This is a genomic window from Nocardiopsis codii, from assembly GCF_036327455.1.
In the GTDB taxonomy this organism is placed as follows: domain Bacteria; phylum Actinomycetota; class Actinomycetes; order Streptosporangiales; family Streptosporangiaceae; genus Nocardiopsis; species Nocardiopsis codii.
Window position 1 is genome coordinate 104,628 of record NZ_JAUZMY010000008.1, and the last position, 12,327, is coordinate 116,954.

Annotated in this window: 13 protein-coding genes and 1 pseudogene; 9 read left to right on the forward strand and 5 right to left on the reverse strand. The window is 71.3% G+C overall.

Annotated features, from left to right (window positions below):
• Window positions 1-9 precede the first annotated feature (9 nt).
• A complete protein-coding gene (locus Q8791_RS10340; RefSeq protein ID WP_267949778.1) occupies window positions 10-219 on the forward strand; it encodes an MbtH family protein in 210 nt (69 codons plus the stop codon).
• A 260-nt stretch (window positions 220-479) separates the two neighbouring features.
• Window positions 480-975 (forward strand): annotated as a pseudogene (locus Q8791_RS10345) (IS5 family transposase); the annotation flags it as partial.
• Window positions 976-1,092: 117 nt separating this feature from the next.
• On the opposite strand, the gene Q8791_RS10350 reads toward Q8791_RS10345, so the two are convergent.
• The gene (locus tag Q8791_RS10350; RefSeq protein ID WP_330091415.1) at window positions 1,093-2,277 is read right to left on the reverse strand and encodes a DUF418 domain-containing protein; all 1,185 of its coding nucleotides are present in this window, start codon (window positions 2,275-2,277) and stop codon (window positions 1,093-1,095) included.
• A 269-nt stretch (window positions 2,278-2,546) separates the two neighbouring features.
• Here Q8791_RS10350 and Q8791_RS10355 point away from each other — a divergent pair, with 269 nt between their 5' ends.
• Both Q8791_RS10355 and Q8791_RS10360 read left to right on the forward strand, forming a co-directional pair.
• A complete protein-coding gene (locus Q8791_RS10355) occupies window positions 2,547-3,527 on the forward strand; it encodes a GntR family transcriptional regulator (protein ID WP_330091416.1) in 981 nt (326 codons plus the stop codon).
• Between the two features lie 60 nt (window positions 3,528-3,587).
• The gene (locus Q8791_RS10360) at window positions 3,588-4,169 is read left to right on the forward strand and encodes a GNAT family N-acetyltransferase (protein WP_330091417.1); all 582 of its coding nucleotides are present in this window, start codon (window positions 3,588-3,590) and stop codon (window positions 4,167-4,169) included.
• Between the two features lie 111 nt (window positions 4,170-4,280).
• On the opposite strand, the gene Q8791_RS10365 is transcribed toward Q8791_RS10360, so the two are convergent.
• Both Q8791_RS10365 and Q8791_RS10370 read right to left on the reverse strand, forming a co-directional pair.
• Window positions 4,281-4,478 (reverse strand): hypothetical protein, encoded by a 198-nt coding sequence (locus tag Q8791_RS10365; RefSeq protein ID WP_330091418.1) that lies wholly within the window; start codon window positions 4,476-4,478, stop codon window positions 4,281-4,283.
• Window positions 4,479-4,613: 135 nt separating this feature from the next.
• Window positions 4,614-5,300 carry a TetR/AcrR family transcriptional regulator gene (locus Q8791_RS10370; RefSeq protein WP_330091419.1) on the reverse strand — a complete coding sequence of 229 codons (687 nt, stop codon included), beginning with the start codon at window positions 5,298-5,300 and terminating at the stop codon, window positions 4,614-4,616.
• Between the two features lie 111 nt (window positions 5,301-5,411).
• On the opposite strand from Q8791_RS10370, the gene Q8791_RS10375 reads away from it, so the two are divergent.
• The gene (locus Q8791_RS10375) at window positions 5,412-6,338 is read left to right on the forward strand and encodes a zinc-binding dehydrogenase (protein ID WP_330091420.1); all 927 of its coding nucleotides are present in this window, start codon (window positions 5,412-5,414) and stop codon (window positions 6,336-6,338) included.
• A 109-nt stretch (window positions 6,339-6,447) separates the two neighbouring features.
• Here Q8791_RS10375 and Q8791_RS10380 read toward each other — a convergent pair whose 3' ends face one another.
• Both Q8791_RS10380 and Q8791_RS10385 read right to left on the reverse strand, forming a co-directional pair.
• Window positions 6,448-7,932, reverse strand: a complete 1,485-nt coding sequence (locus tag Q8791_RS10380; RefSeq protein WP_330091421.1) for an alpha/beta fold hydrolase — start codon at window positions 7,930-7,932, stop codon at window positions 6,448-6,450.
• A 690-nt stretch (window positions 7,933-8,622) separates the two neighbouring features.
• On the reverse strand, window positions 8,623-9,186 hold the full coding sequence (locus tag Q8791_RS10385; protein WP_330091422.1) for an XRE family transcriptional regulator: 564 nt from the start codon (window positions 9,184-9,186) through the stop codon (window positions 8,623-8,625).
• A 256-nt stretch (window positions 9,187-9,442) separates the two neighbouring features.
• Between Q8791_RS10385 and Q8791_RS10390 the strand changes: the two genes are divergently transcribed.
• The 4 genes from Q8791_RS10390 to Q8791_RS10405 all read left to right on the forward strand — a co-directional run bounded on the left by Q8791_RS10390 (window position 9,443) and on the right by Q8791_RS10405 (window position 12,312).
• On the forward strand, window positions 9,443-10,489 hold the full coding sequence (locus tag Q8791_RS10390) for an MFS transporter (protein WP_330091423.1): 1,047 nt from the start codon (window positions 9,443-9,445) through the stop codon (window positions 10,487-10,489).
• A 43-nt stretch (window positions 10,490-10,532) separates the two neighbouring features.
• Complete coding sequence (locus Q8791_RS10395) at window positions 10,533-10,829, forward strand: acyl-CoA synthetase family protein (protein ID WP_330091424.1); 297 nt, start codon at window positions 10,533-10,535, stop codon at window positions 10,827-10,829.
• Between the two features lie 702 nt (window positions 10,830-11,531).
• The gene (locus Q8791_RS10400) at window positions 11,532-12,005 is read left to right on the forward strand and encodes a hypothetical protein (protein ID WP_330091425.1); all 474 of its coding nucleotides are present in this window, start codon (window positions 11,532-11,534) and stop codon (window positions 12,003-12,005) included.
• Window positions 12,006-12,009: 4 nt separating this feature from the next.
• Window positions 12,010-12,312, forward strand: a complete 303-nt coding sequence (locus Q8791_RS10405; protein ID WP_330091426.1) for a winged helix-turn-helix domain-containing protein — start codon at window positions 12,010-12,012, stop codon at window positions 12,310-12,312.
• Window positions 12,313-12,327: the final 15 nt, after the last annotated feature.

Below are 12,327 nucleotides of genomic sequence, written 5' to 3' on the forward strand. Positions count from 1 at the left end.
GAGACCGACGTGAGCAACCCCTTCGACGACGAGGACGGCCGTTTCCTGGTGCTGGTCAACGACGAGGGACAGCACTCCCTGTGGCCCGCCTTCGCTGAGGTGCCCCGGGGGTGGCGGGTGGCCCAGGGCGAGACCTCCCGGGCCGAGGCGCTGGAGTACGTGGAGCGCGAGTGGACCGACCTGCGTCCGGCGAGCCTGATCGCCGCGCAGGAGGGCTGATCGCGCGGGGACGCGCGGAGCCGGCGCCCGGGGCGGTGCCCCCGGGCCCGCGTTCCGCGTCGTCCCGCCGCGCGTGCCTCCGGCCTCCCGGGGCGGTGCTTCGAGGACTCGGCGGGGAATCTGCGCGAAAGCTGAGGAAAGCACCGGAGCGGTAGCGGAGGTCCTCTCGTCCGGCGCACGGGTGAAGCCTTCGGCAGACGGGTCAACGATCGAGAAGACGAGTACGCCGGAGGCCGAGGCTGCGTGCCGACCCTGCCCGAACCCGGTGCGCGATCGACTCGGTGAAGATGCGGGCCCTCAAAGGGGGGACCTGACGGGTCCCAATCCTGTCGACCGGGGCAAGAAGGGGTCGAAGATCCACCTGATCACCGACCGACAGGGTTTGCCCCCGTCCATGGCGATCTCGGGGGACAACACCCACGACAGCCGAGCGTTGCAGCCACTGGTGGAGGGGATCCCTCCGATCCGCTCCCGCCGCGGGCCCCGGCGGCACAAACCGGCCAAGCTGCACGGCGACAAAGGCTACGACTACGCCCACCTGCGCCTCTGGCTCCGCGGACGGGGGATCTGCACCGTCCGGCCCGCCGGGGGGGTGGAGTCCTCGCAGCGGCTGGGCAGGCACCGGTGGCAGGTCGAGCGCACCATGGCCTGGCCGGCCGGATGTCGCCGCCTACACCGCCGCTACCGGCCGACCACTTCCTGGCCTTCGCCGGCGTCGCCTGCACGCTGAGCTGCTACCGCGGACCCGCCACATGAGATGAGCTCTTAGGGCATGGCGGGGCCCCGGCAACCACGCGTTGCCGGGGCCCCGCCACTCCTGCCCGGTCGCTCGGGCCCGCCTTCGGTTCCCGGTGCACTCGGCCTGCCTGTCGCCTACCCGCGACTGCTGTCGGTGGTGGCCGGTTCGCTCCTGTAGGTGAGGTGGCGCAGTGCCACCTCGGCCGGTCCGCGCACACCCCGGCGGCGCATGAGGTCGGCGAGCAGGACCGTGGTCAGCCATACGGCCACCGCGACGCCCACGCCCACGAACGGCGAGGTCATGGGCAGGTTGAGCGTGTAGGAGGAGAACAGCGCCGCCCAGGCCACCGACTGGGCCAGGTAGAAGGTCATGGAGCGCTGGCCGAGCGCGGACAGGGCGTTGGTGACCGGTCCGGGGCGGACGCTGCAGCGGACCGCGATCAGGGCGATGAGCGCGGCGTAGCCCAGTCCGCCCGCGTAGCCGCTCACCTGGTGCAGGGCGCTGGTGATCATCATGTCGCCGGCGGTGGCGTCGGTCCACACCCCCGCCTTGTCCAGGGCCAGGGGGAGGCCGCCCAGTACGGCCACGGGGATGCCGACGGCCGCGGTCCGGCGCAGCAGCCGCAGGTGCTCCTGGGGCTGCTCCAGGATGCGGTAGCGGGCGGCCAGGACGCCGATGAGGAACGGCACGAGGGTGCTGACGAACATCAGCACGGACAGGACCGCGAACAGGGACACGCGGAAGAGGAATTCGTCGGCGACCCCGTCGGGCAGCAGCGGCATGTCCCGGCCGGTCGTGGCGGCGACCAGGGAGTGGGTGGCCATGGCGAGGGGCAGCCAGGCCGCGGCCAGGATCACCAGGGTCCGGTCGCTCAGGCGCAGTACCCCGACGAGGAGCAGTGTCACCAGGCCGTAGACGGCCAGGATGTCCGCGGGGAAGAGCAGCATCGTGTGCACCAGGCCGAAGGCGATCATCCACAGGCCGCGCCGACGCAGCAGGCCGCGGGTGCGGGGCCAGGGGTGGGCCTGCTCGCTGCGGCGGCGGTAAATCTGGGCGACGCCGTAGCCGAACAGGGCCGCGAACAGGGGATAGGAGCGCAGGTCCACGAACACGACCGTGAACGCGGTGGTGATCTGGTCGGCGGTGGTGGGGGTGTTGGCCGGGCCGGCGAGGAACTCGGTGAACAGGTGCGTGTGGGCCAGTGCGATGAGCAGGAGCATGACGCCGCGGGCCAGGTCCGGGGCCAGGGAACGGCGGCCGGTCGGCAGGGGGCCGGCCGGTGCGTGGGGGCTGGGCCCGCGGGTGGTGGTGTGGGACATGAGGTCTCCAGGAGGGCTGAGAACGCGACGAGACGGTGTATACGCCGGGGTGGACGCTTTGGGGTGGTGCACCTGGCGTACAATGTACACACAGATGGGGAGTTCCAGCAAACCCCTAAAATTCAAGGATATTGCCGTGTTATGCACTAGTGCACTAGGTGTCGAAGGGTGCGTGGCCCGCGTCAAGGGCCTCGACGAGGCGGTATACACCCGCAAGGCGCACTAGTACACTTCGGATCAATCGAGCAGGACCGAGAGGAGCGCCGTCAATGTCCGCGGATGCGAAACGGGAGCTGCCGCCCTACGCCCGGGTGGTCGCCGATATCCGGGCGCGTATCGACGCCGGTGAGCTGAACCCGGGGGAGCGGGTGCCCTCGACCAGGGAGATCATGCGCGAGTGGGGGGTGGCCATGGCCACCGCCACCAAGGCGCTCGCGGCCCTGCGCCAGGAGGGTCTGGTCGAGGCTGTGCGCGGGGTGGGCACCCTCGTGCGGGGCACGGCCGAACCGGCTGCGCAGCCGGTTCGGCCGCGGGAACGGCAGGAGCCCCCTCGGGTGGCGGCGGGTGCGGAGCACCGCCCCGCCGGCGAGCCGGCCCTCACCCGGGAGGCCGTCGTCGGGGTCGCGATCACCATCGCCGACAGTGAGGGAATCGACGGGCTGTCCATGCGCAGGGTCGCCACCCGGCTGAGGGTGAGCACCATGGCCCTGTACCGTCACGTCGCGAGCAAGAACGCGCTGGTGACGGCGATGATCGACCAGGTCTACACCGAGCACGCCCTGCCGGAGCCGCCGCCCGGGGACTGGCGTGAAGCCCTGGAGCTCGCGTTGCGGACGGAGTGGGGCATCTACCGCAGGCACCCCTGGGCCTTGCGGCTGACCATGTTGGCCGGGGCGGTGCAGTCCCCCCAGCTCATGGCGAACGCCGAGTGGATGATGAGGGTGATCACCGCCCAGGGGCGCTCACCCGACGAGGCCATGAGGATCCTCATCCTGGTGTCCGCCTACACCTCCGGCATGGCCCTGCAGGCCACCCAGGCGGTGGTGGAGGAGTACGAGTACGGGATGGACTCCGAACACTGGTGGAGGACCAAGGGCCCGGAGTTCCTCCGGATCGCCGAACAGGGCCTGTATCCGCTCACGTTCAGCATCTCGGGGCCACCCGACGTGCGCGGGGTCTTCGACCTCGGCATGCGGCACCTGCTCGACGGACTCACGCCCCTGATCCAGGGGCAGGCAGACCCGGGTTGAGCGACCGGGCACGAAGAAGCGGGCCCCACCACCGGCCGCAATCCCTGGGAAGGAACACCGATGAAGGTCACCACCACCACTCTCGACATGCTGAGCGCCCCGGAGGAAGCCCCACGCGCGTTCCCCGACGATGTACGCCTGGACCGCGCCCCCGCCGTCTCACCCGAGTACGCCCGGTTCCTCTACGGCCTGGTCGGCGGACCGTGGCACTGGACCGAACGCTTGGGCTGGTCGCGCGAGCGGTGGGTCGAGGAACTGGCGGTCCGGGGCACGGAGTTCTGGATCCTGTACGGCGGCGGCCTGCCCCTGGGGTACCTGCACCTCCAGCCCACCCGGCAGGAGGAGGGGACCCACGTGGAGATCCGCTACTTCGGCCTGGCCGAGCAGGCCATCGGCCGCGGGCTGGGAGGGCGGCTGCTGGAACACGGCATCCGGGCGGCGTGGTCGCTTCCCGAGAGGTTCGACCTCGCCGACGTGACCCGCGTGTGGGTGCACACGTGCACTCTCGACGGTCCTGCCGCCCTGGCCAACTACCAGGACCGCGGCCTGAGGATCTGCCGCGTCGAGGAGACCGACGAACCGGTGGCCGACCGGCCGCTGGGTTCGTGGGCCTCCACCGGAGGTCCGACCGGAGCACCATAGCCGGGGGCCACGGGTGCCGCCCCGGCCCGCGCGCCCCGGCGGCCCCGGGCCCTGACCGGGCTCATGTCCTGCGCGAAGGCGGGGAGCGCACCGTCGACCCGGCTGAGCCGGTCATGGGCCACGCACTGGTGGCGTGCCCAGCTGTCCGCCGCGGCGGACAGGCGTGGCGGTAGGCGTGGACGGCCGCCTGTATCCGGCTCTCCGCCCCAGCTCGGCCAGGATCCGGGCCGCGTGGACCTTGGCCGTGCCGTGGATGATGCCCAGGTCCCCGGTGATCCGGGCGTTGCTGCTGCCCCTGGCCACCAGCACCTCCCGCTCGCGGGGCGTCAGCTCCTCGGTCGGCCGCGGCGGGAGTCCACTGCCGGGTAGGGGCGATACGCCGTGGGAGCCGCGGCGAGAGGCGGCCCGGTGGACGCGAGCCCGGGAGGGGGCAGGAACAGCGACCTACGCCGTCCGCTCCGCCTCCTCGCCCGGCCGCGCGGCGACGGTGAGCGTGTGGAGACCCGGAAGGACCGCGAAGGCCGTGCGCAGGTGTCCCTTGAGGTCGGCGAGCGCGGGCGTTCCCGGTCGCGCGCCCCAGTCGTCCAGCGACCGGTTGAACGAGGCGACCAGCAGGTCGAGGGCCAACCGGGTCGCCAGATCGTCCGGGGCGGACAGCTTCAGCCGTCGGTGCAGGATGCCCAGGGCGGTCCGGCTCGCTCCGTCGCAGAAGTGGCGGACGTGGGCGACCATCGAGGGCGTCTGCTCCGTGAGTCGCTGGCTGATCAGGAGCTGCCGTGTCCACCCGTCGTCGCCCATGCGGTCCAGGGCGGCCAGCAGCGCCCCCTGGAGGAACTCCATCAGCGAGGCGTCGTCGGGGGAACGGGTCTCCAGTTCCTCGAGGCAGGCCGACCACAGGTCGCGGCTGGGGGTCAGAACCACGTCCTCCTTGCCCGCGAAGTTCCGGAAGAACGTGCGCTCGGAGACCTCCACCGCCTCGCACAGGTCGTGGAGCGTCGCCCCGTCGAAGCCGCGTTCGGTGAACAGGTCCAGGGCCGTGGCGACCAGCCTCTGGCGGGTGCGGAGCTTCTTGCGTTCGCGCAGGGACGTGCCCTGGCGGGGCCGGGTCGGGGAGGGCGGAGCGGTCGACATGGCGCTCATCCTAACATGCCTGCCATAGGTGAATGCTGGTTGACAGCTTATGCCTATGACCAGCATTATAACGGTCGCGATCCTGACCACCCCGCGAAAGGCGGAACTCCCATGCGCGCACTCCTGGTGGACCACTCGGCGCCCGGCGGGCTGCGCCTCGGTGCGGCCCCCGCCCCCCGGCCCGGACCGCACCAGGCGCTGGTCCGCGTGACGGCGACTTCCCTCAACTTCGGCGAGGTCTCGGGCCTCGCGGACGCCCCGGAGGGGGCGGTCCCCGGCTGGGACGCGGCCGGGACTGTGGAGCGGGCGGCGGCCGACGGCTCGGGTCCCCCCGAAGGCGCCTCCGTGGTGACCCTCGCGGCCGACGGCGCGTGGGCCGAACTGCGCGCCGTGGACACCGACCTCATCGGCGCCGTGCCGGAGGGGGCCGATCTCGGGGCCATCAGTACCATTCCCGTCGCGGGCGCCAGCGCCCTGCGAGCCCTGCACCGCATCGGGCCGATCCTGGCCAGGCGCGTTCTGGTCACCGGGGCCACCGGCGGCGTCGGCCGGTACGCCGTCCAGCTCGCCCGGCGGGGCGGCGCCCACGTGATCGCGTCCACGGGGGACCCCGTACGCCACGGCGACGAGCTCCGTGTCCTGGGCGCGCACGAGGTCGTCGCCGCGCCCGCGGAGGTCGCCGAGTTCGTGGACGGGGTCGTGGAACTGGTCGGCGGGAGCCACCTGGTGGAGGCTTACGACCGCCTGGCGCAGCACGGCACCCTGGTGGCCGTGGGGCACGCGTCGTCGCAGGGGGAGTCCTTTCCCCACGGTGCGCTGTTCGGCGACGGCGGTCGTCACGACCGCTCGCTCGTGACGTTCTTCCTCCCCGCATCCCCCGGGCTGGCCACCGACCTCACGTGGCTCGCCGCACGGGTGGCCGACGGCGAGCTCGCCCCGCGGATCTCCTGGCGCGGGGGGTGGGACCGGGCCGCTGAGGCGGTCGCGCTCCTGTCGGAGCGGCGGCTCCACGGCAAGGCCGTCCTCGACCTCGTCTGAGCGTCCGGGCGCCGTCCCGCACCGGGCCGGTGCGGGACGGCGCCCGCTCATGCCGAGCAGACCCTTCGGTACGCGGTCAGGGCCTCGTCCGGGCCCGGACGCGTTCGCCTCATGCGGAGGGGTCGGGCAACGCAGGCCCCGGGCACGTCTCGGTCGTCGTCCGCCCGGTGTCGAAGAAGGCGACCGCGGCCTCCGCGCAGTCCAGGTCCTTCAGGGTTCCGTGCCCGTCGTCCTCCACGCTCATGAGCTCGCCACCGACCACGTCCTGCATCTCACGGGCCCACCAGTGCGGGGTGATGACCTCATGGGTGTGGGCGACCAGCTGCAGCGGGCTGTCACCGGCGGTGAGAGCGGGCGATGCGCCCTCGAGCGGCCAACCGACGCACGTCGTTTCGCTGAGGCCCATGGTTCCCATGGCGGGGAAGCGCTCGGACCGCTCCACCTTGTTCTGCCACACCGTCTCGAAGTCGCGCGGGCTGTCGGAGTCGTTGCACTGCATCGCGACCAGCGCGAAATAGTTGGCTCCCATGGTCTCGGCGTCCCAACCGGTACCCACGGGGTTGTGCGCCTGTGCCTCCAGACCGGGCACGCCGCCGTCCATCAGGACGGTGAGCGCCTCGGCGTTGGCGGGCCATTCGCGCTCCGGCGTCGCCAGGAGCGCGGTCACACTGTCGTGGTCCACGATCCTGCCGTCAGGCCCGGTCCGGGGGTTGCGGGCCAGTTCCCGCTGCAGGTCCAGTACGGATTCGCGCAACTGCTCGGAGTCCTTCCCGAGTCCGTAGACGGCGTCGTGGACGCTCATCCAGTCGGTGAACCGGTGGAAGGTGGCGTTGGCCGCGGTGACCTGGCCCTCGTCCAGAAGCGAGACGTTGAAATCCGGGCTGGCGACCGACTCCAGGAGCATGGCCTCGACCCGGTCGTCGTACATGGACCGGTAGGTGGCGCCGAGCAGGCTCCCCCAGGACACCCCGAAGAAGCCGATCCTCTCCACGCCCAGCGCCTCGCGGACGACATCCATGTCCCGTGCCACGTTCTCGGTCGTCATCGACGCGGCGAGTTGCGGATCGCGGTCGTAGCAGTCGAGGGTGCTCTGTGTGTCCCGCTCGGTGATGTAGCGGTCGAGTTCCTCACCTCTCAGACCGGGGTCGGGCTCGGACCAGTCGTATTCGCAGTCGACCCCTTCGCTGTAGCCGACGCCACGGGCATCGAAGCCGACGAGGTCGTGGTGCCGCCCCAGGTCCGCGGCCCTGCTCTCGAGGATGTGTCGTGGCATGGTCACGCCCTGGTGGCCCGGCCCTCCGGGGTTCAGCAGGATCGGGAAGCGGCTCTCCTCGGTCGCGGGGACCCGGTTGACGGCGATGTCGATGGTGCGCCCGTCGGGTTCGTCATGATCGAGGGGGACGCTCACGGTCGTGCACTCGGTGACGTCGTCCTCCGGGTCCCAGCCCCGGGCGATATCGGCGCACAGGCTCCAGTCGAGTTCGTCGGACGGGGGGTGGGAATCGGCGAAGGCGGGCACGGCTCCTACCGCGGTCAGTAGCCCGGTCGCTACGAACAGCACGGTGGCGCGGGACAGGGGCACGAAAATCTCCATGGGTACAGGGTTCTGGTCAGGCGGGGTGCGGGTCGCGTGAGGCCTTTTCCGCGGCTCCGCGCCACTCGTCGGGGCCGCCCCGCGGGACGAGGCGCGCGGTGGTACGGGCTGCGGTGCAGGAGGCCCGGACCGGCCGGTGCGCGGCGAACCGGCGGGAAGCGGTCTCGGTGTCGGAAGCCGAGCGGGTACGCGTCGGGCCGTGCGGCGTTCGGTACCGGTGCAACTCCGGATCCCTCCTGAATGGCCGGGTAGCGGTCTCAACTTCTCTTACGCGCCCCACCGCTCCGGTGGTTCCGAGGGCCGCGGCCGGAGCGCTTCCCGCGTGACGGCGGTACCGGTCCCGGGCGGCCGCGTGCGGGAGTACCGCGTCGGTGCCGGCCAGGGACCGGCTCGTCGCCGGGCGGGTTCGGGTGCACACCTCCTGCGGGGTGGAACGGCCCCGGGACGAACGCGGAGAAGGCCCTGACCGGCGGTCAGGGCCTTCTTGTCGTTCGGCCGGCGGGGAGCGGCGTTCGCGGGACGGCGCCTCTAGGCCGCGTTCCGCGGATCATTCCGGGCTCGCGTCCCCCGGGCTGCCTCTCGCCGCACCGACTGTGCTTGGACAGCCAAACCCGGGCTGAACTGCGCTAATCGTCTTGCGAGAGATGGCCTGGAAGCCGCTCGCGTCACCAACCTCTCAGGTCAGTACACCTAGCCCAGGGTGCGGGGGACCGTCACCACCCAGAGGAAGTCGGTGCTGTCGGCGCCTGCCTCGAACGTGTGCTCCGGGGTGCTCGCGAGTCGGGCCGATTCCCCTGCGCCGACCCGCAGGTCCGATGAGCCCGAACGGACGCGGAGTTGACCCTGGAGCACGTGCGCCATCGAGTCGGGCGCGCCCGGCGAGGGAGAAGCGTGGTACCGATCGTCCCCGACCAGGCGCCACTTCCACAGCTCGACGGACATCTCGCTCGTCTCGACCGCCTTCAGCAGGTAGGCCCAGCTCCCGCCCGGGGTCGACCACACCTGGACCCCGTCCGGCGAGCGGTCTTCGAGCACACCGACAAGCGCTGAGAACGTCGTGCCCAGCGCGGAAGCGATCTTGTCGACCGTCGCGACGCTCGGGTTCGCCTGGCCCAGTTCGATCTGCGTGAGCATCCGCCGGCTGACGCCACTGAGCTCGGCGAGCTTCACCACGCTCAAACCCGAGGTCTGTCGGTCTGAACGGATGCGGTTGCCCAGGAGGACGACAACCTCTGGTCGAATCTGCTCGGTCATGCGCTCCTCGGTCAGGTGCCCCGACACGGGCTCCGGGTGGGCACTATAATGCCCATTGTCCCTCGTTCGGCCATCGGGCCGACGGCCCCGCCGCGAACGTACGTGAAGGTAAGAGGCTCTGATGACCCGGACGCAGGCGATCCCCCCGCTGCAGGAGACAGGTGCGCCGCGGCCCCGACTGAGCATCCTACGTTGGCAGGCCGGTTACGGCACTTTCGGAGTTCCCCAGGCTGCTGCGCCCATCCTCTTCGGCCTGGTGGCCCTTCCGCTCACGGGCTCGGTCGAGTCCGGCGCCGCGATGGTCTTCGCCATGACCATGGCACAGGTTCTCGGCGCCGTCCCCGTGTCGCGGCTGGGCAGACGGTTCAATGGCGTGCACTACCTGCGCGCGCTCATCGCCGTTCGAACGATCGCTCTCGCCGCGGCCACCGTGCTGGTGGCGGCGGGTGCTCCGTTCGCCTACCTCGTCGTCGCGGTCGTTGCCGCGGGCGCCGTCAACGGAGCCGCCTACGGCTACCAGAGGCTTCTCCTCAACTACCTGGTCGAGCCGGGGCGGCTGCCCCGAGCGCTCGGCGTTGCCGCGACGCTGAACGAGATCACCTTCGCGCTGTCCCCCGTCCTCGCGTCCTTGCTCGGTGCGGCCTCCCCGGTCTGGGCGATGGCCGTGATCACCGCGCTCGGGGTCGGGCCGATGCTTCTGATGCCCCGGATCCCGCAAGCCCGGGGGATACAGGCCCGCGAGGCTCCCCGCACGCGGCGGCGCGTCCCCGGCGAGGTGCTCATCTGGCTGTTCTGTGCCGCAGCGGGCGGTGGTGCGGTCGCGGCCGTCGAAGTCGGCGCCGTGTCGTTCGCACTCGCCTTCGGGCTCGAACCGGGCTGGGCGTTCCTGTTCGCGTCGGTCCTGTGCGTCGGCTCGATCATCGGCGGCGTCTGGGTCAGCCTCCGCAACCGCATGCCGGAACCCTGGAAGGTCGTTTCCTTTCTCGTGGCGAGCACGGCGGGATCCGGGATGGTCCTCGCTGGAGGACACATCGCCCTGACCCTCGCGGGCGCAGCGGTGATGGGCTTCTGCCTGCCGTTTCTGGGGACGTTCTACTCGCTGGTCCTCGATGAACTCGCTCCACCGGGCCGCCGGGCGGAGATGTTCGCCTTCCTGCGTACGGCGAGTTCGCTCGGTGTCATCGCGATCAGCGGCCTGCTCGCTCTCCTGGGACTGCAGGCCGCTCTCATCGGCAGCACGGCCCTGCTGCTGACCGCGACCTGTCTTTGCGCGCTGCACTCCGTCAGACCCGGAACCGGATAGATCCCATGCCCATCATCGGGGTGTGGCGGATTGTCGATGGGAAATGATCAAGCCGCCGCAGGACACGGTCAGGGCGCGCCTTCCCGTGGGCCGCCCCATCGGCAACGCGAAGCTCTACTGCCTCGCCCACGACGCCGAGGAGGACACCTGGTCCGCCGCAGGGCCCGGCCAGGTCGGCGAGCTCTTCGTCGGCGGAGTCCCGGTGGGACTGGGATACCTCGGCGACCGCGACGCGACCCTCACCGCGTTCTTCCGCGACGCGTTCGACCCGGACTCCCCGACGGGCCGCCTGTACCGCACCGGGGACCTGGGGCGGATCGACGGCGACGGAGTCCACTAGCTGGGCCGTGTGGGCCGCCAGGTGAAGGTCGCGGGTGCGCGTATGGAGCTCGACGAGATCGAGGCGGTGTTCAGCAGGCACGGCTCGGTGAAGCTCTGCGCGGTCACGCTCGGGCATGAGAAGGGACGGCCGCCGGTCCTGACCGCGCACTACGCGCCCGGTGCCGAGGTCGAGGCCGCGGAGCTGGAGTCGTTTCTGCGCTCCGCCCTACCCGCTGGCCTGGTCCCCCGGAGCTGGGACCGGCTGCAGAAGCTGCCGCTGACCCCCAACGCGCCGCTCGCCTCGCCCCGTACGGGGGAGGGGCTTCCCGTGCCGGTCCTCCGGGCTGACTGCTCGGAGCGCGTCGCAGTCCCCGCGACCATCGTTGCGGGGGCTCTCACGCGGGGCCTCGGAGTCGAGGCGGGCCCGGAACTGCCGTCCGGGCCCGGCACCCCTCGGCCGCGCCCGTGCGGGTTCCCCGGGCGATCGGCCCCGGGATCCGGGGTGCCACCCGCGGCCTCGGCCCACGCGATCCTCCCCGGGGAGAGCAGGGTGATCCGGGTCTTCGAGTTTTTTCGGAGGTGTCGGTCGAGCGCCCTCGACCTGCGACGAGAGCCGTCGTGTGCGACCGGGGGCGAGCTCGGAGTCACGTTCCGGGGTTGTGCGGTAGCTGTTCCGGACGTACTGTTTCCTCTAAGGAAACTAGGTGCTTGGAGGAGAATCATGGCGAACGTCGACCCGTCCGACGCGAGTAGGGACCTGCAGGAAGCGCACACCGTGGCGCACGAGGCAGCCGCGGCGGTGGTGCAGAAGCGCTCGCGTTGGGCCCTGGCAGGCGGTGCCGTCTTCGCCGCGTCGGTGCTGGTGTGGCTGATGGACCCCGAATTCTCGAACCTGTTCACGCTGGTCCTGCTCGTGGTGGCCGTGGTGGCCGCCATGCTCGCCAGGTCCCCCCGGTGGGGCGGACTCACCGGCCAGCGGGCGCGGCTGACCGGAGCGGCACGCCGACGGGCCCGCACGCTGTCGTTCACGACGATGCTCGGCGTGGTCGTGCTGTTCCTCGTGTTCAACACCGCGGTGCGACTCCTGTGGGAGGAGACCTACCCGATCGCGGGTGCGCTGGTGGGGCTGGTTCTCGCCCTGGTCGGCCCGCCCTTCGCGCGGTGGTGGATGCTCAGGCCCGGAAGCCGCGGGTAGGACCGTGGAATTCGATCCGTTGCTGGCCGACCCCACCCGGTTGAAGATCCTCGCGTTACTCGCCTCGTGCGACTGGGCCGAGTTCTCCTTCGTCCGCGACACCGCGGGACTGTCGAAGTCGGCTCTGTCGAAACAGGTCGCGAAACTGGAGACACACGAGTACGTGGAGGTACACAAGGGCTACGTGGGCAAGTTCCCGCGCACGAGCCTTCGGCTGACCGGCACGGGGCGGGCGGCCATCGAGAACCATCTCGCCGCACTGCAGCAGATCGTCGATCAGAGCCGTCGACACGAGGCTCCCGAGTAGGCGACGGGACGCGGC